The organism is Pseudomonas sp. TE12508, from assembly GCF_056279485.1.
Genome location: NZ_JBWCCN010000027.1, coordinates 39,591 through 62,678, shown reverse-complemented (window position 1 = coordinate 62,678; position 23,088 = coordinate 39,591). Strand labels below are relative to the sequence as shown.

Annotated in this window: 25 protein-coding genes and 1 pseudogene; 9 read left to right on the top strand and 17 right to left on the bottom strand. The window is 57.6% G+C overall.

Annotation, left to right across the window (positions count from 1 at the left end):
- Window positions 1-61 precede the first annotated feature (61 nt).
- A complete protein-coding gene (locus ACZ9IM_RS28655) occupies window positions 62-1,060 on the top strand; it encodes an NADP-dependent oxidoreductase (protein WP_476225692.1) in 999 nt (332 codons plus the stop codon).
- A gap of 216 nt (window positions 1,061-1,276) precedes the next feature.
- Here ACZ9IM_RS28655 and ACZ9IM_RS28650 read toward each other — a convergent pair whose 3' ends face one another.
- The 3 genes from ACZ9IM_RS28650 to ACZ9IM_RS28640 all read right to left on the bottom strand — a co-directional run bounded on the left by ACZ9IM_RS28650 (window position 1,277) and on the right by ACZ9IM_RS28640 (window position 3,303).
- Window positions 1,277-1,846, bottom strand: a complete 570-nt coding sequence (locus ACZ9IM_RS28650; RefSeq protein WP_476225691.1) for a DJ-1/PfpI family protein — start codon at window positions 1,844-1,846, stop codon at window positions 1,277-1,279.
- A gap of 161 nt (window positions 1,847-2,007) precedes the next feature.
- Window positions 2,008-2,562, bottom strand: a complete 555-nt coding sequence (locus ACZ9IM_RS28645) for a DUF2867 domain-containing protein (RefSeq protein ID WP_476225690.1) — start codon at window positions 2,560-2,562, stop codon at window positions 2,008-2,010.
- A 126-nt stretch (window positions 2,563-2,688) separates the two neighbouring features.
- On the bottom strand, window positions 2,689-3,303 hold the full coding sequence (locus tag ACZ9IM_RS28640; RefSeq protein WP_476225689.1) for a DJ-1/PfpI family protein: 615 nt from the start codon (window positions 3,301-3,303) through the stop codon (window positions 2,689-2,691).
- A gap of 126 nt (window positions 3,304-3,429) precedes the next feature.
- Between ACZ9IM_RS28640 and ACZ9IM_RS28635 the strand changes: the two genes are divergently transcribed.
- Window positions 3,430-3,984, top strand: coding sequence for a TetR/AcrR family transcriptional regulator (locus ACZ9IM_RS28635; RefSeq protein ID WP_476225688.1), 555 nt, complete (start codon window positions 3,430-3,432; stop codon window positions 3,982-3,984).
- A gap of 158 nt (window positions 3,985-4,142) precedes the next feature.
- Here the strand turns inward: ACZ9IM_RS28635 and mqo are convergent, their stop codons facing one another.
- The 3 genes from mqo to ACZ9IM_RS28620 form a co-directional block, all read right to left on the bottom strand.
- Complete coding sequence (gene mqo, locus ACZ9IM_RS28630) at window positions 4,143-5,789, bottom strand: malate dehydrogenase (quinone) (protein ID WP_476225687.1); 1,647 nt, start codon at window positions 5,787-5,789, stop codon at window positions 4,143-4,145.
- Between the two features lie 317 nt (window positions 5,790-6,106).
- Complete coding sequence (locus ACZ9IM_RS28625) at window positions 6,107-6,817, bottom strand: GNAT family N-acetyltransferase (RefSeq protein ID WP_476225686.1); 711 nt, start codon at window positions 6,815-6,817, stop codon at window positions 6,107-6,109.
- Window positions 6,818-6,876: 59 nt separating this feature from the next.
- Window positions 6,877-7,446, bottom strand: coding sequence for a YceI family protein (locus ACZ9IM_RS28620; protein ID WP_476225685.1), 570 nt, complete (start codon window positions 7,444-7,446; stop codon window positions 6,877-6,879).
- Between the two features lie 195 nt (window positions 7,447-7,641).
- Here ACZ9IM_RS28620 and ACZ9IM_RS28615 point away from each other — a divergent pair, with 195 nt between their 5' ends.
- On the top strand, window positions 7,642-8,001 hold the full coding sequence (locus tag ACZ9IM_RS28615) for a hypothetical protein (protein WP_476225684.1): 360 nt from the start codon (window positions 7,642-7,644) through the stop codon (window positions 7,999-8,001).
- A 36-nt stretch (window positions 8,002-8,037) separates the two neighbouring features.
- On the opposite strand, the gene ACZ9IM_RS28610 is transcribed toward ACZ9IM_RS28615, so the two are convergent.
- The 8 genes from ACZ9IM_RS28610 to ACZ9IM_RS28575 form a co-directional block, all read right to left on the bottom strand.
- Window positions 8,038-8,478 (bottom strand): SRPBCC family protein, encoded by a 441-nt coding sequence (locus ACZ9IM_RS28610; RefSeq protein ID WP_008013643.1) that lies wholly within the window; start codon window positions 8,476-8,478, stop codon window positions 8,038-8,040.
- Window positions 8,479-8,529: 51 nt separating this feature from the next.
- Window positions 8,530-9,159, bottom strand: coding sequence for a Rossmann-fold NAD(P)-binding domain-containing protein (locus tag ACZ9IM_RS28605; protein ID WP_476225683.1), 630 nt, complete (start codon window positions 9,157-9,159; stop codon window positions 8,530-8,532).
- Window positions 9,160-9,280: 121 nt separating this feature from the next.
- On the bottom strand, window positions 9,281-9,667 hold the full coding sequence (locus tag ACZ9IM_RS28600) for a nuclear transport factor 2 family protein (RefSeq protein WP_454186995.1): 387 nt from the start codon (window positions 9,665-9,667) through the stop codon (window positions 9,281-9,283).
- Between the two features lie 29 nt (window positions 9,668-9,696).
- On the bottom strand, window positions 9,697-10,077 hold the full coding sequence (locus tag ACZ9IM_RS28595) for a nuclear transport factor 2 family protein (RefSeq protein WP_429547236.1): 381 nt from the start codon (window positions 10,075-10,077) through the stop codon (window positions 9,697-9,699).
- Between the two features lie 79 nt (window positions 10,078-10,156).
- A complete protein-coding gene (locus ACZ9IM_RS28590) occupies window positions 10,157-11,191 on the bottom strand; it encodes an aldo/keto reductase (protein WP_476225682.1) in 1,035 nt (344 codons plus the stop codon).
- Window positions 11,184-12,305, bottom strand: a complete 1,122-nt coding sequence (locus ACZ9IM_RS28585; protein ID WP_476225681.1) for an alkene reductase — start codon at window positions 12,303-12,305, stop codon at window positions 11,184-11,186. The genes ACZ9IM_RS28590 and ACZ9IM_RS28585 overlap by 8 nt, the downstream gene beginning before the upstream one ends.
- A 60-nt stretch (window positions 12,306-12,365) precedes the next feature.
- Window positions 12,366-13,625: a cation:dicarboxylate symporter family transporter gene (locus tag ACZ9IM_RS28580; RefSeq protein WP_476225680.1), complete on the bottom strand. Its 1,260-nt coding sequence runs from the start codon at window positions 13,623-13,625 to the stop codon at window positions 12,366-12,368.
- A gap of 113 nt (window positions 13,626-13,738) precedes the next feature.
- On the bottom strand, window positions 13,739-14,164 hold the full coding sequence (locus tag ACZ9IM_RS28575; protein WP_008013629.1) for a VOC family protein: 426 nt from the start codon (window positions 14,162-14,164) through the stop codon (window positions 13,739-13,741).
- 120 nt (window positions 14,165-14,284) lie between these two features.
- On the opposite strand from ACZ9IM_RS28575, the gene ACZ9IM_RS28570 reads away from it, so the two are divergent.
- Window positions 14,285-15,160: a LysR family transcriptional regulator gene (locus ACZ9IM_RS28570; protein ID WP_476225679.1), complete on the top strand. Its 876-nt coding sequence runs from the start codon at window positions 14,285-14,287 to the stop codon at window positions 15,158-15,160.
- Between the two features lie 26 nt (window positions 15,161-15,186).
- Here ACZ9IM_RS28570 and ACZ9IM_RS28565 read toward each other — a convergent pair whose 3' ends face one another.
- On the bottom strand, window positions 15,187-16,518 hold the full coding sequence (locus ACZ9IM_RS28565) for an aminotransferase-like domain-containing protein (RefSeq protein ID WP_476225678.1): 1,332 nt from the start codon (window positions 16,516-16,518) through the stop codon (window positions 15,187-15,189).
- 88 nt (window positions 16,519-16,606) lie between these two features.
- Here ACZ9IM_RS28565 and ACZ9IM_RS28560 point away from each other — a divergent pair, with 88 nt between their 5' ends.
- Window positions 16,607-17,503 (top strand): DMT family transporter, encoded by an 897-nt coding sequence (locus ACZ9IM_RS28560; protein WP_427622773.1) that lies wholly within the window; start codon window positions 16,607-16,609, stop codon window positions 17,501-17,503.
- 145 nt (window positions 17,504-17,648) lie between these two features.
- Entirely contained in the window at window positions 17,649-18,194 is a 546-nt protein-coding gene (locus ACZ9IM_RS28555) for an Hsp20/alpha crystallin family protein (RefSeq protein ID WP_427622774.1), read from the top strand.
- Between the two features lie 85 nt (window positions 18,195-18,279).
- Here the strand turns inward: ACZ9IM_RS28555 and ACZ9IM_RS28550 are convergent, their stop codons facing one another.
- Complete coding sequence (locus tag ACZ9IM_RS28550; RefSeq protein ID WP_427622775.1) at window positions 18,280-19,197, bottom strand: universal stress protein; 918 nt, start codon at window positions 19,195-19,197, stop codon at window positions 18,280-18,282.
- Window positions 19,198-19,639: 442 nt separating this feature from the next.
- Here ACZ9IM_RS28550 and ACZ9IM_RS28545 point away from each other — a divergent pair, with 442 nt between their 5' ends.
- Window positions 19,640-20,560, top strand: coding sequence for a universal stress protein (locus ACZ9IM_RS28545; protein WP_218394550.1), 921 nt, complete (start codon window positions 19,640-19,642; stop codon window positions 20,558-20,560).
- Window positions 20,561-20,690: 130 nt separating this feature from the next.
- On the opposite strand, the gene ACZ9IM_RS28540 is transcribed toward ACZ9IM_RS28545, so the two are convergent.
- Complete coding sequence (locus ACZ9IM_RS28540; protein WP_476225677.1) at window positions 20,691-22,079, bottom strand: MBL fold metallo-hydrolase RNA specificity domain-containing protein; 1,389 nt, start codon at window positions 22,077-22,079, stop codon at window positions 20,691-20,693.
- 290 nt (window positions 22,080-22,369) lie between these two features.
- On the opposite strand from ACZ9IM_RS28540, the pseudogene ACZ9IM_RS28535 reads away from it, so the two are divergent.
- Window positions 22,370-22,576 (top strand): annotated as a pseudogene (locus ACZ9IM_RS28535) (BON domain-containing protein); the annotation flags it as partial.
- A 76-nt stretch (window positions 22,577-22,652) separates the two neighbouring features.
- Window positions 22,653-23,078 (top strand): potassium channel family protein, encoded by a 426-nt coding sequence (locus ACZ9IM_RS28530; RefSeq protein WP_123494013.1) that lies wholly within the window; start codon window positions 22,653-22,655, stop codon window positions 23,076-23,078.
- Window positions 23,079-23,088: the final 10 nt, after the last annotated feature.

Here is a 23,088-nt window from a genome sequence, read left to right as displayed (position 1 = left end):
TCGCATCAACGTTGTCGGGGCCGCGCCCCATTCTCATTCCACCGACAAGAGCAGCTGCAACATGAAGGCATTTTTTATCGACCGCTACGGCAAGCAGAACGGAATGATTGGCGAAGTGCCCGACCCTGCGGTCGGTGTGCATGACGTTCTGATCCAGGTGCATGCAACGAGCGTGAACCCGTTGGACTCGAAGATCAGAACCGGGGAATTCAAACTGATCCTGCCCTATGCATTCCCATTGGTATTGGGCAATGACCTGGCCGGAGTGGTCGTGCGCACGGGTTCGGCGGTGAAGCGATTCAAGCCAGGAGATGAAGTCTATGCACGTCCTCCCGAGGCACGGATCGGGACGTTTGCTGAACTGATCGCCGTGAACGAAAACGCGCTCGCGCTGAAACCCTCGAATCTCGATATGGCCGAAGCGGCGTCCGTCCCCTTGGCCGCCTTGACGGCCTGGCAGGCGCTGGTTGAGACCGCCCAGGTGAAAAAAGGCCAGAAGGTGTTGATTCATGCCGGATCCGGCGGTGTCGGCACGTTTGCCATCCAGCTCGCCAAACACCTCGGCGCCTTCGTTGCGACCACCACCAGCACGGCAAATGTCGAATGGGTGAAAGCACTCGGGGCGGATGTGGTCATCGATTACAAACAGCAGGATTTTGCAAACGAGTTGCGCGATTTCGACGTGGTGTTGAACAGCCTCGGTGCCGATGTACTGGAGAAATCGGTCAAGGTTCTCAAGCCCGGCGGACAGCTCATTTCCCTTTCGGGGCCGCCGACCGCCCAATTTGCCCAAGAGCAAGGCTTGTCCTGGGTGCTGGGGCAAGTCATGCGCCTGCTGAGCAGCGGTATTCGCAGAAAAGCCCGCAAGCACGGGGTGAGCTATACATTTTTGTTTATGCGTGCCAACGGGGTACAACTGCAAAAAATCACCTCGCTTATCGAGGCTGGCGTCATCAAACCGGTCATCGATCGTTCCTTCCCTTTTGAATCGACTGCAGAGGCGTTGCGGTACGTCGAGCAGGGCAGATCAAAAGGCAAAGTCACCATAACAATCAAATAAGCGCACTACAAAAAATGTCAGTAGATAACGTGCATGCCACCGAGTATCAGACTCCAGCACCTGAACCAGAGGAGCAACCACCGCACAACAGGCCCACACAGGAGCAGTTGCAACCGGAAGTCGCACCTCTAGAAAAGCCGATGATCATTTGGCGCAGCTTGATGCTTGAGCAGTAACGAGAAATGGTTCATGCCACTCTTCAATTGAAACAACCGGTTACCCGTGTTCCGCTGCCAACAATGACCTGAACTGCGAAACGCTCTCTGAAGATAGTCCGGCAGCTTCGAACACCGCGCAGGTAAAGCTTACGGGCGCAGGGCCTGGAGCAGTTATGATGCGGTCGGCAACCACAGCTACTTGACTGCTTCGATAAAGCGCGGCGCCTTCATAACCGGCGGCATTCTGTTGTAAGAAGTCAGCGCTGTTCGAGGTATGAGAAACCGAGTCGAGAAGCCCGGCTCTCGCAAGTGCCAGCGTTCCCCCACAGATACCGGCAATTGTCGCTCCACTTGAACGACTCGCAAGCAGAAAGTCCCGAATATCCGGTGCATCTGCACGCTCCCAGATCATTCCACCGATGACGGCAACAACGTCCGGCTTCCAGTCCAGGCATTGTTGCAAGCTGCTATCCACAGTAACAGCCAATCCCCCCTGCGAGCGGAACTGCCCCGTAGCAGAGGCAAAAAACCTGACGTCGATCCCGTAAAACGGGGATGCGGTTCCTGCAATGAAAGCGTATTCCCAGTCCGCAAAACCGGGTGTCAGTATCAAGCCCACGCGTGCCATAAGTCAGAATCATCCATGAAAACGAATAACATAAAGCGACAACAAATAGATCTCAACTGATATCAGCTCAACAACCAGCGCGATATCAGACGCCAGGGAATGAGCATTTACAATCACATCAAAACCTTCGTAAGGCGCAGCCAGGAAGAGCAAATCGCCGGTTACTCCATACCGGAATTGAAGCCAGTTTTTGCTGAGTCTTCGGGCCAACCGACGCGCGCTGCACGGAGGAGACTGGCCTTAACAACCAAGCGGTGAAATGGGGCAATAACGAAGATGTAGGCCCGACCTAGACGGTTGTGACACTGGACCACGGTTGAAAAAACCAGTTGGCGACTGCCTTCTGGCTCTGCCTCTCCAGAACATAGGATCGATATCCGGAAGTCGAGGTGCTTGTCGTCCTCTCCCAACACGATTTCAGTCTGGTTCGTGCTGTAGACCTTGAAGATTCCAATCCGATTAGCAAGTGTTGCCAAATGTTTGGCTGTCTTGAGACCAAAACAGGCAACGATAGTGTCTCGGACTTTCATGAGCCATCCGATCCAGGATGGCTGGTGGGAAAGGATGAATCGAGCTAGCAAATCTGGATTGCCAGATGTGCCCGCAGGGAGCCGAATCGCAAAAGCGTCCGCCAGGTTCATCGACTTGTAAAGGTGGGTGATGCCAGACCTCGAGGGGACTGGCACGGACATAATGAGCTCAAATTCTTGGGGCATCGGGGATTTCTCTTGAGTTCTAACTACTAATTAGACGACATGCTATGTCGCGTTTCTTGTTGCGATGGTTTGTCGTATAACGTTCCTGGTCGCCCTGTAAGTGCTTGTCTGGCTTAGAAGTGACGGTTACCGACTTGAGGCGCCAACTTCTCCTTGTCGGATACTGAGCCCGATCAAGGCATCATAGAGCTCTTGCTGCCCAGCTGGCAGAACAGGGAGCAACGTCGCACGGCGCTTGTCGACATCGAACCAGGATTCAACCAACCATCCCACCAGATAGAGCGCCGAAAGGCATCCGCCAGCGGTTGCAACGTTCCCCTGGCACACAAGAGGCTGGTCCATGGGCTCAAGTCCCAGAGCTTGCAAGCTCGATCGTGCATCCGGGTGTGTAGTTGCCCGGCCGTTGAGCAGACCAAGCCGTTCGAGAATGAACGCTCCGGCGCATATGGAGCCGATTCGCTGGCGTCTGGAGTCAAGTTCAAACGACGGCAGGAAATCTGGGGCGGTAAGTGCAGCGGGTATCCCTTCCTTGCCGCTGACGAACAATACCGCGTCGGCACTATTGGCCTCGGAAAGCGGACCGTGTACCGAAACAGGCAGGCCATGCGCCGATCGCACGATACAGCTGGAACCCAATATTCGGACGTGCCAGTCCTCAGTGTTGCGGCCTAAAATGTCCCACATCAGGAATAGGTCGATATCAGTGAATTGGTCGAAAGCAACCAGAACGATTTTCTTCAAGGCGAGCTCCATGAAAAGTGCTGGCGTGCAAAACGCAACGGCCATCTTTGCTGGTGTTCGCAGCGTATCAATCGGTTGCGCACCATACACAGTCTGTATGGCGCTAAATATGGAGCGAAATAACTGGTGAGAAAACTAACTCGTAACCATTGGATCGCGGCTGGTTTTGAGGCCCTCGACCAAATTGGGCATATTGGCGTTTCGGCCGAGAGTCTATCGCGCCGATTGAATGTGACCCGCGGATCGTTCTATCACCATTTCCGCAATCGCGAAGACTTTGTCCGCACCTTGCTGGCCGCTTGGGAGGAAGACTACACGGAGCGCATGCTCGCATATGCGGCGCAGGGTCGTAGCGCGGGCGAAACCTTGAAACGCTACTTGAGTATTGCCGCTGAGAAACAACCTGGGCGGGAAGTTTCCATCCGGGCCTGGTCGCTGCACGATCCGTTGGTAAGCGAGTTTCAGCAGCGTGTTGATACAAGACGACTGGACTTCGCGATACGGACGTGCCGCCGCTTGGTCCATATGCCAGGCGAAGCAGAAGTGATTGGTCAGGTGGCCCATCTGTGCCTGATTGGTGGTCAACAGGCAGGGCTGCGGCGTGATGCCGCTCGCTTCAACAGTTTCCTGCATCGAGCCTTTTCACTTTTCGAAGGGGCTCTTCCACCGTGGCGGGCCTAAGTCATGAGCTAAATTGGGTAACTGAATGAATAGAGGTCGCGTGCCACCCGTACGCTTACCTCAGCCTTGGCATTTCGTAATCTGCAAGATCGAATTCCAAACACAAAAAAGCCCACTGACCGTCACCGATCCAGTGGGCTTTCCGATTACGCTTCTACTTACAAAGCCATATCCGTCGCAGCATTAGCCTTCGGCGCCTTGGCAGGAGCAGCCGGAGCAGCAGCCGGAGCCGCCACCTGACCAATCGCCGGCGGCGGAGTCAGCTCCAGCACCTTGGAGGTGTAAGCCCACTCTTCAGCCACTTTCGCAGGGCTATTGTTCAGCTGAGTGCCATAGCTAGGCACGATCTGATGCAGCTTTTCTTGCCAGGCAGGCGAGGCAACCTTGTCCTTGAACACTTTCTGCAGCACGGTCAGCATGATCGGTGCGGCAGTCGATGCGCCTGGCGATGCGCCCAGCAGGCCGGCGATGGTGCCGTCAGCGGAAGCAACGATTTCGGTACCCAACTTCAGCACGCCACCAGCGGCTTCATCACGCTTGATGATTTGCACGCGTTGGCCGGCTTGCCACAGGCGCCAGTCTTCGGCTTTGGCGTTCGGGAAGTATTCTTTCAGGGCGTTGAGGCGGTCTTCGTCAGACAGCATCAGTTGGCCTGCAAGGTACTCGACCAGCGGGTATTCCTTGATGCCGACCTTGGTCATTGGCCACACGTTGTGCGTGGTCGTGGTGGTCAGCAGGTCCAGGTACGAGCCTTCTTTGAGGAACTTGGTGCTGAAGGTCGCGAATGGGCCAAACAGGATGACGCGCTTGCCGTCCAGGACACGGGTGTCCAGGTGCGGAACCGACATTGGCGGTGCGCCAACGGAAGCTTTGCCGTAGGCCTTGGCCAGGTGTTGTTCGGCCAGGGTCGGGTTTTCGGTCACGAGGAACGAGCCGCCAACCGGGAAGCCTGCGTATTCCTTGGCTTCAGGAATGCCGGATTTCTGCAGCAGGTGCAGTGCACCGCCGCCCGCGCCGATGAAGACGAACTTGGCGTCGGTTTCGGTTTTGGTGCCGTCTTTCAGGTTTTTGTAGCTGACGCGCCAGGTGCCGTCTTCGTTCTTGGTGATGTCTTGCACTTCGCTAGACAGTTTCAAGTCGAATTTCGGCGTGGTTTGCAGGTGCGCGACGAACTGGCGGGTGATCTCGCCGAAGTTGACGTCGGTACCGATCGGGCTCCAGGTGGCCGCGACTTTCTGGTTCGGGTCACGCCCTTCCATCATCAGCGGAACCCACTTCTTGATGACAGCCGGGTCTTCGGAGTACTGCATGCCGGCGAACAGCGGGCTCGCTTGCAGGGCTTCGTAGCGCTTCTTCAGGAACTTGATGTTGTCATCGCCCCACACAAAGCTCATGTGCGGAGTGGAGTTGATGAATGAACGCGGGTTCTTCAGCACGCCTTGCTGAACTTGCCAGGCCCAGAACTGACGGGAGATCTGGAAGGCTTCGTTGATTTCAACGGCTTTCGGGATCTGGACGTTGCCTTTGTCGTCTTCCGGGGTGTAGTTCAACTCAGCCAGGGCGGAGTGACCGGTACCGGCGTTGTTCCAGCCGTTGGAGCTTTCCTGGGCGACGCCGTCGAGGCGCTCGACCATTTCCATCGACAGACCAGGTTCCAGCTCATTGAGCCAGACACCCAGCGTTGCACTCATGATGCCGCCGCCAATGAGCAGCACATCGACTTTCTTTGCCTCTTCCGCGTAGGCGGACGTGATCCCCATCGACAAAGCCAGCCCCAGCAGGGCCGTGTTCAGTTTCTTAAACATCTGTAGCACCTATGATAAACGCCATCCGCCCTCAATCCTCAACATGAGCAACCCAAGAGTACGGGTACGCAGGCAGCGTGCCGTGGGTTCCTACACTTACAAGGATTTGAAGGTGGGCACACAAGGCCGACGTGTCTCCATCGACCTCAGTTATATGTCCCTCGTGCACTGACTTTTTATCATTATTGGCTCAGTTACTTGAGCGACATTGATTCTGTCGGACGTCTGTGGACGTACGAACCGAATAAGTCAAACCAAGTTAATGCGACAGAATATCACGCCTCGGCCAGCCTGCGCGCCCGAAAGGACTCAACAGTCTAGTCGGGACGAGACCCGCGCCCGGCGTCTTTGCTCAAACGATCCAGCACAAACGCCTTGGCGTTGCGCGTCATTTGGTCAAGATGCCTGTCGCGTTGCTTCTCTGCATCGATCATCGCCCGCTTGCCGTGTTTGTGCAGCAGGTACGTATGTATCTGCCGCACCTCCAGAGAACTGTAGATAGATGTGACATCCAGTAAGCCCATCAAGCCTTCGGTGCCGTGATCACGGGTGTTCATCAGCACCTGAGTGCCACGCACGCCCAGCACCTGGAAGCCCATCGATTCGAACCAGGGCACCTTGGCGACGGTGCAGGTCAGTTCGGCATGCGGGTAGCGATCGAGCATGTCTTGCAGCATCGCCCGGGCAACGCCCCGCCGCCGCTGGCTGGCCTGCACCGCCATGTACGCCACGCCGCACGCCTCGGGGTCGTCCTTGACCGGCAGGTACAGCAGAAAGCCGATGACCTGCTCAGGGTCTTCATCATCCGTGGCGACGATCAGTTCGACCGCAATGCCTTTGGCACCACTGAGCGCTTCGAGGTAGAGATGAACCTCGTAGCCCACCGCGTATTGATAGACGTTGTACAACGGGTTGCTCGGCGCGATGCCCACCATGCTGATGTCGGTCAGGTTGTCGACGACCATCTGCAGAATCTGGCTGTTGATGGGCTCTGGGCATGGGGTGGCAAAGTGGGTGAGCTGGGGCATTGCGTTTTAGACTCCGGGTTAAGCCCGCTATTGTCACAGATCGAGCCCTCGCAGGAAAATCAACGCTCGGGCGCGACGATGCGGAAGCGGATGTTGATGTCGTTGGAGACAACATTGTCCGCCCACTCCCCTTCGCCGATCTTGAAGTCCCTGCGTTTCACAATGATGTCGCCATCGAAGATGCCAATGGCCTTCTCCGGCTTCAGCAGCACCTTCACCTGCAACTCACGCGTCATGCCCCTGAGCGTGAGGTTGCCGGTGATCAAGTAGCGATGGTCGCCCAGTGCTTTCACCCCGGTCGATTCAAAGGTCGCCACCGGATACTCCGCCGTGTTGAACCAGGCAGGCTTTTGCAGCTCGCTGTTGGCATCGCTGCCCCCGGCGTCGATGCTGGCAAGGTCGATGGTCATCTTGGCGTGGGCCGCGGTGGGGTTCGCCGTGTCGAAATCGAGCGTGGCGTCGAACTTGCCGAAGGTGCCATACGCCCTGGAGCCGAACTGGTTATAGGTGAACGAGATCTTGCTGGCGGTGGTGTTCACCTGGGTGTATTCGACGGCGTGGGCGCAAGGCAAGGCGCCGACCAGGAGGATGGCGAGCAATGCGGCGAAACGCGGGAATCGAGGGGTCATGGGATTCTCCGGTTGAAGCGCCTTGGGATTCAATCACCGCACAGGTGTGTCAGTGGACTTAAGCAAAAATTCGATGTTTATTCCAGTGCAGCCGTACCGCGCGCCTTTACCCACAGCGCCATTACTGGATAATGGCACCCCGCCACAATCAGGCCCCTGACCTTAAACGAAGGCAACAACCTGCTCGGCAAGCGCATGGAAGTGCTGGATAACGTACGCATCGAATTGGAGGGCTGCGAAAATATCGGCCGTTTGCCCACCTGTACGTTTGAACTGACCAACCTGAACGTGGACCGCAGCTTTCGCTTCGATGACGGCACCCGGCTGTTTGACGAGTCCGGCGGTCCGCTCGAGTTCGAGTCGATCCGGGTGGGCCAGGTCGAGGACAGCGCCCGGCTACGCTTTCAGCTGATTCGCAACGTACCTACCCGAGTGACGCTGATCTTTCAGCAGAGCAACAGCAAGCTGAGCAAAACGCCTGCGATCAAACTGGCGTTTCGGGATGGGAATGATGAGACGCTGACCGTCAAATTCAGTGAGATTGTAATGCGCTAGGTGCAGGAATAAAGGCTCTTCACTGTCTGGTTCAGCTCAGCGCTGCCCCAGAAATGTCTGGAGGCTGTGATGCCCCTCGACGATCAACTCCCGAATAACTTCCTGGTACTGTTCTGCCCTACTCGGTTCGCGCAGCTCAAAGCTGGCGGACCAACTGATAAACGCCTTGGACTGGCCTGTCAGGGGCGCCAGTTTCACGGTGGCCACGTAATTATCCAAGGGTAATGGCGCCTCTTCGAAGCGGTATGAGAATGTCAGATTGCGGTCATCGACTGACAACAAACGCTCCCTGACGACCGCGCCATCGGCCAATACGAGTTTGCGAATGCAACCCACCATGCCATCAGGCTGGTTGTCCTCAATGCCGCTTTCGACGATCGCCGGATGCCACCTTTGAATCTCGCCAAACTTCTTCAACACGCTCCACGCGTGCGCTGCGTCACTGTCCAGAACAGCGGAAAATTCAACCATCGGCATTTGTGTTCCTCCTAGAAAAAACCTGCTTGAAAACCCCCACCGAACCTGTACTCAAATGCAGCGTTCGGAGGAGATGACATGAATGCCCGGCGCGCGCTCAAGGGCGGACTCGAGTAACGCTCGGGCGATCCGCGACGCGGGGTTAAGTCGCCAGCGAGCGGGCAACAGCCGTCCGGCCAGGCCAAGTGCGCAAACCAGTGCACACTCACCCAATCGCAACTCGTCCCGCTGCCCACCGATGACGCCGGGTCTTACATAGGTGAGTGAGTGAAAGCCAAGCCCGGCCAGATGCTTCTCCAGTTCGCCCTTCACTCGGTTGTAGAAGAAACGCGAAGTCGGATTCGCCCCGATGGCCGAATTGAGTACATATGCTGAGGTGCCATGCCGCTTGGCCAAGCGCGCCACATGCATCGGGTACTCGAGATCGACGCGTCGAAAGGCGTCTCTCGAACCGGCACTGCGCATCGTTGTGCCCAAGGTGCAGATCACGGCATCGGCCTGCCACCAGTCAACCGTTTCGGGCAAAATGTCGAAATCGACCAGAGGCGCCTGCAGCTTGGGATGAGCGACAAGTGCCCGGCGAACCGGAGCTACCACACGACTGATACGTGGATCGGCGAGCGCCAGTTTCAGCACCTCTCGCCCTACAAGCCCCGTGGAGCCAACCAAAACCAACTTCATTGCGAATACCGCTGGTCGAGTCCGCCCGCGCCGATGATAAAAACGTCACTCACGGTCGCTTCTCCCCTTGGTGATGGACGAACTCCGGTCCCGGCACTGCCTCACCGGGACCGGTGGACGCTCAACCTTCGAACTGGTGATAGACCTTGGCGATGACCTTCCAGGCACCATCGATTTTGATCAGGGTCAGGTAATCGTTGTAGTCGGCACCGATCGCATCCTTCTCCATATCAACACGCACAACAGCGGTCGTCGGCGTGATCGCCAGTACGTCGAGACGGGTCGTGATGTCGGGGGCACTGCCGTTTTTCTGAACGAAATCAAACAGGTTTTTGATCGGGCCGCCGAGCAGTTGGCCATTAGTGAAGCCATACATCACCGCGTCTTGGTGGAATGCCTTCGCGACACCTTCCGTGCTGCCCGCCCGCAGTCCTTCAACGTACTGATTGGCAACCGCAATGACGGCGTTGTACTCGGCGGTCGGTACTGCCTTGATGTTCTTTGACATGGTGCTCTCCTTTCAGTGAAGACGAGGGATCAGGCGTTCGGATGGGTGTGGTAGATCTTGCTGACGATGGTCCACTTGCCCTCTACCTTCAGCAGGTTGAAGAAGTCGGTGAAGCGGAATCCGGAAACGTTGTCGGTATCGACCCGCGCACTGGCAGCCGTGCCGACGATGTCGATGCGCACGATGGCGGCTTTGGCTTCCGGGGATGGACGGAACGCGGTGTCGATGACGTCATAGAGATTCTGGATCGCGCCGCCGACGAGCTTGTCGCCATCGACACCAAACATGGTGGCCTGCTCGTTGAAGGCGGGCTTCATCAGTGCGCTATCGGCCTTCGCGCCACCTTCGTTGTACTGGTTAAGCACCTCGACAATCGCGTTGTATTCCTGAACGTAAGTAAGACTGCTCATTGCATGACTCCTGATAAGTAACTGACACGGGATTGGTTTTTTTCGCACTCATGCGCTGTTGCAAGGCGCCGGCCTGCAATCATTCAACCGGCGCTTTTTCGGGGATCAAGCCGCGCACTTTCAACATTTCCCAGAAGGCCTTGGGGGCTGATCTGGACGCCGCTTGAAGATTCGTGCTGACGGCCTCTGCGTTCTGCGCACCGAGCAACACCGTGCTGACGGCGGGGTGCAATTTGACGAACTCGATCGCGGCGGACACGAGTTCGACATTGAACGCATCGCACACTTTTTCGATGCTCCTGACGCGCGTCAGGATGTCCTCGGGGACGGTGTTGTAGTCATACGTCAAGTTGCCGGCTTTGGTTCCTGTCGCCAGAATTCCCGAGTTGAAAACACCTGCCGCGATGACCGAGACATTGCGCTTTTGGAGTTCGTCAAAGGCACCGTCCAACGGCGCGTGATTGAGCAATGAGTAGCGCCCGGCAATCAGTGCACAATCGATGTCGAACTCGGACGAGGCGCGAAGTACCGAATCGGTGTCGTTTACGCCGAGGCCAACGGCCGATATATAGCCGCCTGCGCGCAACTCATCGAGCGCCCGGTAGCCACCGCTTTTATTGAGCTGATCCCAATAGATGGCGGCCTGATCGCCGTGCCAGGCTTCGCCCACATCATGCAAAAGCAGAACGTCGATGAAGTCTTGCCCCAGGCGAAACTGGCTGTCTTCGAACGAACGCATGATGCCGTCATAGGAGTAGTCGTACTCCGCCACAAAAGGCAGCGGCTCGACCCAATCAATTGCATATCGCCCTTTCACTTCCCTGAAGCGATTGGCGGGCTTCAGAATCCGGCCAGCCTTGGTGCTGAGCGTTACGTGTTGGCGAATTCCCAGCTCTCGGATCGCATGCCCCAAGTAATACTCGGCCTTGCCATGCCCATAAAACGGCGCTGCGTCGAAGTGTTGGATGCCTCCTTCGAAAGCCACACCGATGGCTTCTTCGAACTGGCGATAGTTGACGTAGTTGTTGAAGCCCGCCATGCCGACGGTGCCTAGCCCGATGGGACTGACCAGCGCCTGGGATTTGCCGAGTGGAGTTTTCCGTTGATCAGACATTCACTTCACCTCCAGCGTCGGTGGTGGGCCAGTCGGTGTAACCCTCTGCCCCACCGCCGTAGTAAGCCTCGCGGGGTGCAACGACCAACTCGAAGCCAAAGCGCAGACGCTCGACCAGATCCGGGTTGGCGATAAAAGGTCGGCCGAATGCGACGGCATCGACCTTGCCTTGCGCGCGCCGCGAAACGGCTAGATCAAGGTCATAACCGTTATTGCCAATGTACGGGCCGTCGAACAACGCCCGTAGCGCGTCCAGGTCAATGCCTTCCGGTACATCGCGAGATGTGGCGGTGGCCCCTTCGACGATATGCAGATAAGCCAGTTGGAACGCGTTCAGTCGCTTGATCAGATAGCCGTAGGTGACCATGACGTTGCTGTCGGGCGGTGTATTGCCCGCGTCCGGCGTCACCGGCGAGAGGCGGATGCCAACCCGGTCGCTGCCCCAGATCGCGACCACGGCTTCGGTGACTTCGAGGGTCAACCGAGTCCGGTTCTCGATGGAACCGCCGTATTGGTCGGTGCGCTGATTGGTGGAATCGCGCAAGAACTGGTCTAGCAGATAGCTGTTGGCAGAGTGAACTTCAACGCCGTCGAAGCCTGCGCGTTTTGCACATTCGGCTGCGTGCTTGTACTGCTCGATGATGCCCGGGATCTCCGATGTCTTCAGAGCGCGAGGCATGGACACTTCAACCACGCCGTTGGCGGTGTAGGTGGTGCCTTGGGCTTTGATCGCCGATGGCGCCACCGGAAGTGCGCCATCCGGTTGCAGGTCTACGTGGGAGAAGCGTCCCACGTGCCACAGCTGGCAAACGATTCGCCCCCCCGCGGCATGGACGGCATCGGTCACCTTCTTCCAGCCAGCCACCTGCTCTGGCGTCCAGATACCAGGGGTCATGGCATAGCCGCGACCCTGGGCGGAAATATTGGTGGCCTCGCTGATAAGCAGTCCGGCGCTGGCCCGCTGGGCGTAGTAAGTGGCATGCAGTTCGTCAGGCACACCGTCTTCACCCATGCGGCTACGGGTGACTGGCGCCATGACAATACGGTTGGGGAGATCGAATGCGCCCATTCGGTACGCAGAAAAAAGATCGGTTCTCAGGCTGTTATCGGTCATGTTTTACCTCGAATAAAAGACCAAAGCCATCGCCCAGGGCTGGCCGACGGCTCTTCATGGCTAGGTTTTCTGCACCACCCGCGCTACACCTGAAGGCTCAATGCTGACCTTTTCCCACTTGGCGATGACCAAGGGGGCAATCGCATTGCCCAGCACGTTCAGGGTGGTGGTACCGCTGTCGATAATCCGGAAGATGCCGGCAATCAGTGCGACCCCTTCCAATGGAAGACCGGCGGATGCCAAGGTGGCGGACAGGATGATGATGGCGAAGCCGGGAACGCCGGCGGCCCCTTTGGAGGTCAGCACCATCGTCACCACCAGCAGTATCTGCTGGGACAGCGACAGGTCGATCCCATAGAGTTGCGCGACAAAAATCGTCGCCACGCCGAGGAAGATCGACGCGCCATCCAGGTTGAATGCATACCCCACCGGCACCACGAAACTGACGATACGGCGCGGCACGCCATAGTGTTCCAGCTTGCTCATCAGCTGCGGCATGACCGACGCCGAGGCGGCGCTGGAGAACGCCAGGATCAGCTCATCACGGAAGTACTTGATGAGTTTGAAAATATTCTCGCCAATCAGGTAGCAAATACCGCCCAGCACCACCAGCGCAAAGACAATCAGTGCCAGGTAAACCACACCGATCAACTTGAGCAAAGGCAAGAGTGAGGCAAAACCGAAGGTCGCCACGGTAGCGCCGATCATGCCGAATACCCCGATCGGCGCATAAGCCATGACAATACTGACGACCTTGAACATTGCATCAGAGATGCCTTGAACCACCGCCACTACCGGTGCGCTTTTTTCTCTGGGGAGCGAGTTCAATGCCAGGCCAAACAACACGGCGAAGAACAGTACCGAGAGCAACTTCGCTTCCGACATCGCGACAAAAACGTTATCGGGAACGATGTTTTGCAGGATGACGAGAGCGCCCTTCGAAGGCTCCATGTTGACCGACGCGGTGCTGTGGGAAATGCCTGAAATATCAGTGCCCGTGCCGGGCTCGAAGATATTGGCGAAACACAGCCCCATCACAATGGCCAGGCCGGTAATCGCAAAGAAATACCCCAGCGACTTGACGCCCATGCGCCCAAAAGACTTGTTATCACCGCCGCCGGCAATCCCCAGAATCATGCAACAGAACACAATGGGAACCACGACCATCTTCATCATCTTGATGAAGATATCGCCAAGGGGTTTGAGGATTTCAGAACTGATCCACCCTTGATACTGCGGGTGTGTATTGAAGTACCAACCAACGAGCACGCCAAGCAACAGCCCGGCAACTATTTGCCAAACCAAAGGGATACGTTTCATGTCTAGCCTTCTTGTTGGAATGAAAGGACTGCGTTAAGTAGCAGTTGCTAGAGTCATGAGCTTCCAGCTCATTTGAAATCGAATGGCACAACAACGTTGTGCCATTACTTCTATTACTTGGCGAAGAGCTGGCTCATATCCTTGAACGCCTTGAACTCAAGTGCGTTGCCACACGGATCGAACAGGAACATGGTGGCTTGTTCGCCGACCTGCCCCTTGAATCGAATGTAGGGTTCAATCACAAACTCGGTACCAAAGGACTTCAGGCGCTCAGCCAAGGCTTCCCACTGCTGCCACTCCAGGATGATGCCGAAGTGCGGAACGGGGACGTCGTGCCCGTCTACCGGATTGCTGTGCACGCTCTCTTGGGAAGCAGTCTTTGGGTGCTCATGAATAACCAGTTGGTGACCGTAGAAATCAAAGTCGACCCACTGCGTACTGGAGCGACCCTCTTGCAGCCCGAACACTTCACCGTAAAAGGTGCGTGCCGCCGCGAGGTCATAAACAGGGATCGCCAGGTGAAAAGGAGAAAGGCTCATCGGAACTCCAATCAAGGTGTTTTTATCGGTTTTGTTTTTGAGAACGGAGCCAATCGTAGAGCCGCAGACCAAACAAAAAAATCAATATATATTTCTTAGAAACACAATTAATATTTGTGAATGATCAAAGAACTGAAAACACTTATCGCCGTCGCACGGGAAGGCACCTTTGCCGCTGCCGGCAACAGGATCGGGCTGACGCAGGCCGCCGTGAGCGCCCAGATGCAGCGTCTGGAGGCCGAACTGGGTTTCCAGATTTTCGACCGCAAGGGCCGCTCGGCTCACCTGAACAGGATGGGGCATCAGATACTTCTGCAGGCGCAGGAGCTGCTTCGCCTTTATGACAATCTGGGGTCCACCACGGTTGGGCTGCCAGCCAGCGTGCTGGTGAACATCGGCGCCATCGCTTCCGTGCAGCGTTCGTTCTTGCCGGATGCGCTCGCCAGATTTCACCAGCAATGTCCGCAATGCCGAACCCGTGTGATCCCGGGCCTGTCGATGGAGTTGGTCAACCTGGTGGATGCCGGCGAGATCGACATGGCGGTGATCATTCGCCCGCCCTTCTCGCTGCAAAGCGATCTGCGCTGGACGACTCTGGCACTTGAGCCCTACCGGCTGATCGTTCCGCGCGATGTGCCCGGAGAAGACTGGTCGGCACTGCTTTCCAGCCAACCCTTCATTCGCTACGACCGGTCATCGTTCGGCGGCAGGCAGGTCGATCGTTTCTTGCGGCAGATGCATTTCACCTTGCGTGAAGTGTGCGAGCTGGACGAACTGGAGGCCATTATCAAGCTGGTCGAAAATGGCGTCGGTGTTGCGCTGGTGCCGCAGACGGCGACCCATCAGGATTGGCCGGCCGGGGTGCGTGCGCTGGACTTGGGGCAACACACCTTCCATCGTGATATCGGCCTCGTCCATCGGCCTCGGCAAAGTTTTACCGAGCCGGTACGGGTATTGGCCCAACTGATCGTTGAGCAGGTTCAGAGCGGCGCTTGAATCAACTCTGCACAGCCCTCTTCCGACTACGAATAAGCCCCAATCATCCACTTCACTTTTTCCAGCGCCTCGCGCAATGCGCCCATCTCCACGGAGCCCAGCGCCAGACGAAACGCATGTGGGACGTTGGCCGAAGTGGCGAACGGTTCGGCGGTGGAAACCGAGACGTTTTCGCGCATCAACGCCATGGCGATCTGATCGGCCCTTGCGTCTTCCGACAACGGCAGCCAAAGAAAATACGACGAGGGATGGCGAATGCAGCGCAGCCCCGCCAGTACCTCGCCGGCCACGACTTGCCTCGCTTGCGCGTCCTGGCGCTTCTCGGCTTCCAGTTGCATGACGGTGCCGTCGTCGAGCCATGCAGTGGCGATTGCCGTCATCACGCCCGGGGTATTCCAGGTCGTCGCTTTGATCGTGCGCTCCAGCGCGGGCACGTGTTGAAGGGGGGCGACGACGAAGCCGACGCGCAGTCCGGTGGCCACGCTCTTGGAGAGGCCTGATACGTACACCGTTCTCTCAGGGGCGAGGTCCGCCAGCGGTGCGGGGGGATTTTCCGCGAGGAAGGCATAAGCGGCGTCCTCGATGATCAATAGCCCATGTCGGCGCGCAATCGTCACCAGACAGTCGCGTTGATCGGCACTCATCACCCATCCCAGCGGATTGTGCAGGGTCGGCATCGTGTACACGGCCCGTACGCGCCTATGCCGGCACAGGCTTTCCAGCGCCTCCAGATCAGGGCCATGATCGAGCACCGGAATGGGCACGATTTCAAGGTGCAGTGAGTCGGCCAGGGTCTTGAATCCTGAATAGGTCAAGGCATCCGCCGCAATCACGTCACCGGGTTGCAATAGCGCCATCATGGTCACGGCCAGCCCCTGCTGGGCACCGGTGACGATCAGCACCTGCTCTGCCTCAACCGCCAGGCCTCGGACGCGCAGATGTCGCGCCACAGAGGCACGTTCATGCGGGCGCCCCGCGTGTGGCTGGTAGCGCAGCAGCGATTCCAGATCGCCGGCCGATGCGAGCTGGCGCAGGGCATTTCGTAGCAGTTCTGCTTGCCCGGGAAGCGCTGGATAGTTGAAGTTCAGGTCCGTCATGCCAGCGGCAACGCTATGCTGGTCGATACTCTGACCCGGTGACCACGAGGTTTCCCTCACAAAGGTGCCCCGCCCCATTTCCCCGCTGACCAGGCCCATGGCTTCCAGCTCCGCGTAAACCCGGCTAGCTGTCACCAGCGCCAGGCCTTCCGTTGCCGCCAACTGGCGGTGGGTCGGTAGGCGCGTGCCTGGCAACAATCGTCCTGAGCGGATATCCGCGGCGAATTCATCCACCAGTGATTTGTAGCGTGAACGAGGCATGCGCAAGTGTATCCATGACAATATTTTGATTGTATTGAGTTTCGTCCATAGGATGCCTCCCATGCAACCGGCATAAAGGGAGTCCTCAATGGAACGCACATCGAATCTGCAAACCCACACCACGGAAAAGACCGCGAGCGGCTGGCTCAACGGGTTCATCGGCGTGCTCATTTTCAGCGGCTCGCTGCCAGCGACACGGGTGGCCGTTCTGGAGTTTGACCCGGTCTTTTTGACGGTTGCCCGAGCCAGTATCGCTGCCCTTCTGGCGCTGTGCATGCTGCTGCTCTTCAACGAAAAACGGCCAGCCAAGAGTCAGCTTCTCTCCCTGGCAATCGTGGCCTTGGGCGTTGTATTCGGGTTTCCGCTGCTGACGGCGCTGGCGCTGCAATATGTGACGTCTGCGCACTCCATCGTCTTCGTAGGCCTGTTGCCACTGGCCACGGCAGCCTTCGGGGTCTGGCGCGGTGGCGAGCGTCCCCGGCCGGTGTTCTGGTTCTTCTCGGTGCTGGGAAGCCTGCTGGTGGTGGGTTTTGCCGTTTCCCAAGGCCTGACCGCCTCTCCTGCGGGGGACATTCTGATGTTGCTGGCCATCCTCGCCTGCGGATTAGGCTATGCAGAAGGCGCGAAGCTTTCAAGAACACTGGGCGGCTGGCAGGTGATTTCCTGGGCCCTGGTACTGTCGCTTCCCGTCATGGTCCCGCTGACCTGGTTCCTGGCCCCTCCTTCGCTCTCGGGAATCACCCCGACCGCATGGTTCAGCCTGGCTTATGTTTCGCTGTTCAGCATGTTTCTCGGCTTCGTGTTCTGGTATCGCGGGCTGGCCCAGGGCGGGATTGCCGCCGTCGGTCAACTTCAGCTGCTACAGCCGTTTTTTGGCCTGGCGCTGGCGGCCACGCTGCTGCATGAGCAGGTCAGCCTTGGCATGTTGGGTGTGACTGTTGCGGTGATTCTTTGCGTGACCGGTGCGCGCAAGTTCTCGAGATAGACGGCTCGCCGCCAGAAACCGACTGTTGGTTGGCCTGGCGGCCGCAGGAATACTAACCTTTTAAGGTAAGGCCTGAATCTGTCGTGGTGGACCGGCCTCCGAGACGTTCCCGGCCCACCGCAGTGCTCGATAGGAGGAATGAAAAATGGCCAATTTCGAGAAGAAAATGCCGGTGCAGACCGACGACGAAAAAACCGATCAGCAACCGACGGTGGCAGACCCTTGGCGGCCCCTGGAAAAACTGCGCCAGCAGGTCGATCACCTGTTCGAAGACTTCAATCGTGGCTCGGGGTTGACCCCTTTCCGGCGGGGGCTGTTCGATGTCGAACCGTTCTGGAGTCGGGATTTTATCGGCCGCAGCCTGCCTGCGGTGGACATTACCGAGAAGGATGAAAGCTTCGAAATCACCGCCGAACTGCCGGGCATGGATCAGGAAAATATCGACATCAAATTGTCCAATGGCAACCTGATCATCAAGGGTGAAAAGAAAGAGGACAAGGAAGAAAAAAGAAAGGGCTATCACTTGTCAGAGCGTCACTATGGCTCCTTCCAGCGGGCATTCAGCCTGCCCAAAGGCGTCGATGCCGACAAGATCGAAGCGAACTTCAGTAAAGGTGTGCTGAGCATTTCGCTGCCGAAGAAGCCCGAAGCCATGAACGCGGACAAAAAGGTGCAAATCAAATCAAGCTGAATCGCCCTTCGCGCGACAGAAAGCCCCTTGCCGGGAAACCGGCCAGGGGCTTTTTTGTGGTCGCGACGGCGCCAGGCAGAACCTGTCAGTCGACCCGGGGCAATGGCTTGACGATCGTCAGACTGGAGGGCGACCGGTTCAACACACTTTCGGCCGTACTGCCGATGAAAATATCGATCCCGCGATGGTAGGTTGTCCCCAGTACTACCATGTCGAAGGCATGTCGTTGTGCAAAATGTGCGATCACCTCAGGGGGGATCCCAGGCAGTAGATGTTGCTGTTGTTTCTCGATTCCGTAGCGCTCGGCAAGCACCTCGAAGGCCTCCAGCTGAGCATCGATGACCGCGTCTCTCAAACTGCCATCCAGTGTCGCTGTCGGCACGTTCACCTCAGACTCCCCCAACTCCGACCAGCCGTCGACGTTGAGCAGGTGCAAGGTGGCGCCGCAGGATTCAGCCAGCGTCGAGGCCAGGTCGAGAATCCGGTCATTAAGCCCTTGGGTCAGCGCCTCCAGATGGGACAGGTCGACGGTTGCGAGTATGCTCAACGGGTTTGGATTTGCGGCATCGGTGACCAGGTGCAAAGGGGCCGGACAGTTGCGCAGCAACTGCCAGTCCAGAGGCCGGTGAAAGGCGCGATCGAGTGCCGACACGCGATGTGTGTCCTTGATCACCAGGTCCGCATGGAAGTCGTTCACGTACTCAAGCAGATGCGCCAGGCTCGGTCTGGCCCAGACCACTTCAGTGGTCACCTGCAACCCTTCGCATCGTTGAAACCGGGCTTGCTGCTCCAGCCAGTGACGATGCACCTGCAAGTAACCTTCCCGCGCCTGAGCCATCGCGTCGTGGTCAAACAGGCCGGCCACCGCCAGTGCCTGGACATGATCGAAAGCGACGATATGCAACATTGCACCGGTTGCACAGGCCAAGGCTCGCGCCCGATCGAAAGCCGGGGTGCGGACCATTTCGGTCGGGGCAATCAATAGCAGACGTTGAATTTTCACCACTACTCTCCTTGCAACATCGGCAATTGCATCGCGCGGGCCAACATGGCGGCCCGGTCGAACGCCGGAGTACGAGTCATGGCGAAAGGAGCGATCAGCAGTAAACGCTGTGTCTGCGACATAGGGCACCTCGGCGCACGGCCATCTCGATGCAATGGGTAGAACCACAGAGTGAGCGCTTCAGAACCAGGGGATTTGATCTTTGTCAGCTATAGGGTCGACCGTTCTTCTGAATCGTCAGTTTGCTGGAAACAAACCCGAAAGCGGCTCTACAACGCCCCCCCACCACACGTCGGGGCGCATGCTGCATCACTCGCCAGGTTGATAAAGATCAATCCCGCTTCCCCCGTCAGTGACAGGATAAAAAACAGGGCCTCGGTGCCCAAACGCATGGGTGCCATGGAGCACAGGTGTTTCCGCAGTTTTTGACAGGAGCTTTGTCATGTCTGAGCAATTACGCTTCATGCTGGTCGTCTCGCCGCTCATGGAAAACAGCCCCGCGTTCGATCGGGCCGCCGCGTTGGCCAAGGCCGCGGGCGCGGCCCTGCACATCGTCGCCTTCGATTACCTGGAAGGCTTGGCAACGGCCAGCCTGGTCAATGAACAAGTGCAGGAGCAGATGCGGCTCGGGTATGTCGAGCGCCATCGCCAGTGGCTCGAAGAACAGGCCCGTCCCTTGCGTAAAATCGGTGTGCCTGTCACCACTGAGGTGGTTTGGGTAGAAAGACCGTTGCAGGAAATCCTCGTTCACCTCAAAGAACAGCCGATGGCAGTCCTGATCAAGGCTCTGGAGTACGAGTCGCTGCTGTCACGGATCATGTTCACGCCCCTGGATATTCATCTGCTGCGCGAATGCCCGGTTCCGCTGCATTTTGTCAGCCATGTGCAGCACGCGTTGCCACGCAAGATCGTCGCCGCGGTCGATCCCTTCCACAGCAATACTCAGTACAAGGATTTCAACGACAGGATTCTTCGCGAGGCGTCAAAACTGGCCAGTACCTGCAACGCCGAGCTCGATGTTATCTATGCCCATGACCTGTCATCGATCAGCGCGGACGAGTTCGATTTCGACAACAGCTCGACGTTTTTCTCTTCAGGCAAAGCCAAGACTCTGTTCGACGCACAGGGCGATGCCTTCCGCGAATTGGCCGAACGCAACGGTATTGCGCCGGAGCAACAGCATATGATCATGGGCAACCCGGCCAAGGTCCTTACCCATTACGCCGATGCGTACAACGTCGATGTGATTGTCATGGGCCGGGTCGGCCATCGTGGCATGGGTCGACTGGTGGGCAGCACCGTGGAGCATCTGCTGTACAAAATGCCGTGCAGTGTATGGGTGGTTTCACCTGAAGATCTGTAGAGGGACGCTGCGACAGCGCTCGGACCACGTCTTCAAGGTGAGGGCGAGCGATAGTGTGGCTGCCAGACTCAACTGCCTTGCTCATCTTTTCCCCGGCCCTTTGCCGGAAAACCGGCCAAGGGGTTTATTGTCAGAGTGATGAGCTTGAGGGCTGATCGAGGGGGGTTAATTCAACACTGTCGCGGTACTCCGGCACCGAAACCGACCAGCCCAGTTCCAGACTGATACGCCGGCGCAGTACATCCGAGGCATTCGGTTCCCCGTGCACCACATAGGTGTGTTTCGGCGGCCGTTTGAACCCGCGCAACCACTGCATGATTTCATCCGCATCGGCATGCGCGGACAGCGTTTGCATCGGTACCACTTCAGCCCGGATCGGCACGTCTTGGCCGTGGATACGCACCGATGGCGCACCGGCGATGATCTGCGCACCACGGGTACCGCCCGCCTGGAAGCCCGGCACCAGCAACGTGTTCAACGGGTTGGGTGCCAGTGCCTTGAGGTGATGAAGTACGCGCCCACCGGTGGCCATGCCGCTGGCGGCGATGATCACCGCCGGGGTGCGTTGCTGGTCCAGCTCGATAGAGTCTCGGGTCGAGCGCACGAAATGCGCGACATGGCACATGCCCTCGCACTCTTGCAGTGACAACCGGTGTTCACTGCGAAAACGCTGGTACAGGCGCGTGACGTCGGTGGCCATGGGGCTGTTGAGGTAGATCGGCAGGTCCGGGATCGCCCGTTTCTGGACAAGCCTGTACAGGTAATACATCAGCAATTGCGCACGTCCGACCGCAAACGATGGCACCAGCGTGATGCCGTGGCGCAAAGCGGTGCGGGTGATGACCTGCGCCAGTTGCTCCTCCGGGGATTCAACAGGGTGCTGTCGGTCACCGTAAGTCGACTCCACCAGCAGGTAATCGGTCTGCTCGATGATCTCCGGGGCGAACATCAATGGATCGTTCGGCCGCCCCAGGTCCCCGGAACACACCAGCGTCATGCCATCGGCCACCACTTCCACCGTGGCGGCGCCCAGTATGTGTCCGGCGCAGCGCAACAGGATGCTCATGCCCGGAACAATCTGGACCCGGTGGTGCAACTCCACAGGATGCAACAGTTTCAGCGCCTGTTCGGCGTCTTGCTCGGTATAAAGCGGCAGCGCCGGAGTGTGTTTGGAGAAGCCATGGCGATTGGCAAACTCGGCCTCTTCTTCCTGCAAGCGGCCACTGTCACGCAGCAGGATTTTCACCAATTCACAGGTCGCGGGGGTGGCATACACCGGCCCGCGATAACCGTTGCGCACCAGCACCGGTAAATAGCCACTGTGATCCAGATGGGCATGGGTCAGCACGATGGCGTCGAGGTCGCGAACCGGTACATGGAAGCGGTCCCAGTTGTGCAGACGCAGTTGTTTATAGCCTTGGAATAAACCACAGTCGATCAGCACATGGTGGTCGTGATGTTCCAGCAGGTACTTGCTGCCGGTCACCGTGCCCGCCGCACCGAGAAATGTCATTCGCATCGTCATTTCCTCAAGCCAGGTAACGCTTTACCCGACGGATAAACGCTTATCCATGGTTTCCCCTCGGTTCATCGCGGCAGGGAAGTGTCAGGCTGTGATGAACAGTATCTGGCGTTATCGCCGCGGGGCTCTGATTTTTGTCAACTAATGGCCGGCGAGTGATAGCCGGACGCACTCACAGAAGCCTTGTTGATTTAGCTCAATGTCTTGATGTCGTTCCAGTGTAGAAAAAACTGATCGGGCCAGGCTTGCGTCCGTTGTAATCCACGCATCAGACAGAGGGCATCACCATGAGCGACTTGAGTTTGCGTCAACATATTCTGGAAGAGCTTGAATTCCAGCCTGATATCGATGCTGCCAACATCGGTGTGACCGTGGACAACGGCGTCGTCACGCTCTCCGGGCACGTCAAGAGCTACATGCAGAAAATCAACGCAGAACGCGCGGTAAAAAGCATCAAAGGAGTACGCGTGCTGGCCGAAGAAATTCAGGTCAGATCATTTGCTGCTCGCCTGAGTCAATGATCTGGGGAAATCGTGGATCGCACCGGCCGCGTTTCACTGGAGGCGCATGATGTTCGCGGTCACATTGATCAATACGCTGGTGGTGATCGTCGCAGTGGTGATCCACTACGAATGCCTGTTACGCCTCAATGACTGGTTGCCGAGGCTTAAACTCTGGAGCCGCTTCAGGATTGTCGTCGGGGTGTTCGGTGCTCTGCTGGCCCATGCCATAGAGGTGTGGTGCTTCGCGCTGGTCTATTACCTGATGGTGCGCTCCGGAGAATGGGGCAGCCTGATTGGCAACTTCGATGGCTCACTGATGGACTGCGTGTACTTTTCATTCACCACGTACACGACAATCGGTTTCGGCGATATTGCACCGGTGGGCAACCTCAAGTACCTGACGGGTCTGGAGGCCCTGACCGGCCTGGTACTCATCACCTGGACGGCATCCTTTCTGTTTATCGAAATGCAGAAGTACTGGAAGCGCAAATAACCCGCCGACC

Excerpts from the sequence above, each read along its gene's own strand:
- ACZ9IM_RS28655 (WP_476225692.1), top strand. The coding sequence starts at position 62 with ATGAAGGCATTTTTTATCGACCGCTACGGCAAGCAGAACGGAATGATT.
- ACZ9IM_RS28540 (WP_476225677.1), bottom strand. The coding sequence starts at position 22,079 with ATGCGAATGACATTTCTCGGTGCGGCGGGCACGGTGACCGGCAGCAAG.
- ACZ9IM_RS28560 (WP_427622773.1), top strand. The coding sequence starts at position 16,607 with ATGGAACGCACATCGAATCTGCAAACCCACACCACGGAAAAGACCGCG.
- ACZ9IM_RS28610 (WP_008013643.1), bottom strand. The coding sequence starts at position 8,478 with ATGCCGATGGTTGAATTTTCCGCTGTTCTGGACAGTGACGCAGCGCAC.
- ACZ9IM_RS28625 (WP_476225686.1), bottom strand. The coding sequence starts at position 6,817 with ATGCCCCAGCTCACCCACTTTGCCACCCCATGCCCAGAGCCCATCAAC.
- ACZ9IM_RS28595 (WP_429547236.1), bottom strand. The coding sequence starts at position 10,077 with ATGAGCAGTCTTACTTACGTTCAGGAATACAACGCGATTGTCGAGGTG.
- ACZ9IM_RS28555 (WP_427622774.1), top strand. The coding sequence starts at position 17,649 with ATGGCCAATTTCGAGAAGAAAATGCCGGTGCAGACCGACGACGAAAAA.
- mqo (WP_476225687.1), bottom strand. The coding sequence starts at position 5,789 with ATGTTTAAGAAACTGAACACGGCCCTGCTGGGGCTGGCTTTGTCGATG.
- ACZ9IM_RS28615 (WP_476225684.1), top strand. The coding sequence starts at position 7,642 with ATGGAAGTGCTGGATAACGTACGCATCGAATTGGAGGGCTGCGAAAAT.
- ACZ9IM_RS28565 (WP_476225678.1), bottom strand. The coding sequence starts at position 16,518 with ATGCCTCGTTCACGCTACAAATCACTGGTGGATGAATTCGCCGCGGAT.
- ACZ9IM_RS28545 (WP_218394550.1), top strand. The coding sequence starts at position 19,640 with ATGTCTGAGCAATTACGCTTCATGCTGGTCGTCTCGCCGCTCATGGAA.
- ACZ9IM_RS28645 (WP_476225690.1), bottom strand. The coding sequence starts at position 2,562 with ATGCCCCAAGAATTTGAGCTCATTATGTCCGTGCCAGTCCCCTCGAGG.
- ACZ9IM_RS28575 (WP_008013629.1), bottom strand. The coding sequence starts at position 14,164 with ATGAGCCTTTCTCCTTTTCACCTGGCGATCCCTGTTTATGACCTCGCG.
- ACZ9IM_RS28580 (WP_476225680.1), bottom strand. The coding sequence starts at position 13,625 with ATGAAACGTATCCCTTTGGTTTGGCAAATAGTTGCCGGGCTGTTGCTT.
- ACZ9IM_RS28585 (WP_476225681.1), bottom strand. The coding sequence starts at position 12,305 with ATGACCGATAACAGCCTGAGAACCGATCTTTTTTCTGCGTACCGAATG.
- ACZ9IM_RS28530 (WP_123494013.1), top strand. The coding sequence starts at position 22,653 with ATGTTCGCGGTCACATTGATCAATACGCTGGTGGTGATCGTCGCAGTG.
- ACZ9IM_RS28605 (WP_476225683.1), bottom strand. The coding sequence starts at position 9,159 with ATGAAGTTGGTTTTGGTTGGCTCCACGGGGCTTGTAGGGCGAGAGGTG.
- ACZ9IM_RS28650 (WP_476225691.1), bottom strand. The coding sequence starts at position 1,846 with ATGGCACGCGTGGGCTTGATACTGACACCCGGTTTTGCGGACTGGGAA.
- ACZ9IM_RS28600 (WP_454186995.1), bottom strand. The coding sequence starts at position 9,667 with ATGTCAAAGAACATCAAGGCAGTACCGACCGCCGAGTACAACGCCGTC.
- ACZ9IM_RS28620 (WP_476225685.1), bottom strand. The coding sequence starts at position 7,446 with ATGACCCCTCGATTCCCGCGTTTCGCCGCATTGCTCGCCATCCTCCTG.
- ACZ9IM_RS28570 (WP_476225679.1), top strand. The coding sequence starts at position 14,285 with ATGATCAAAGAACTGAAAACACTTATCGCCGTCGCACGGGAAGGCACC.
- ACZ9IM_RS28590 (WP_476225682.1), bottom strand. The coding sequence starts at position 11,191 with ATGTCTGATCAACGGAAAACTCCACTCGGCAAATCCCAGGCGCTGGTC.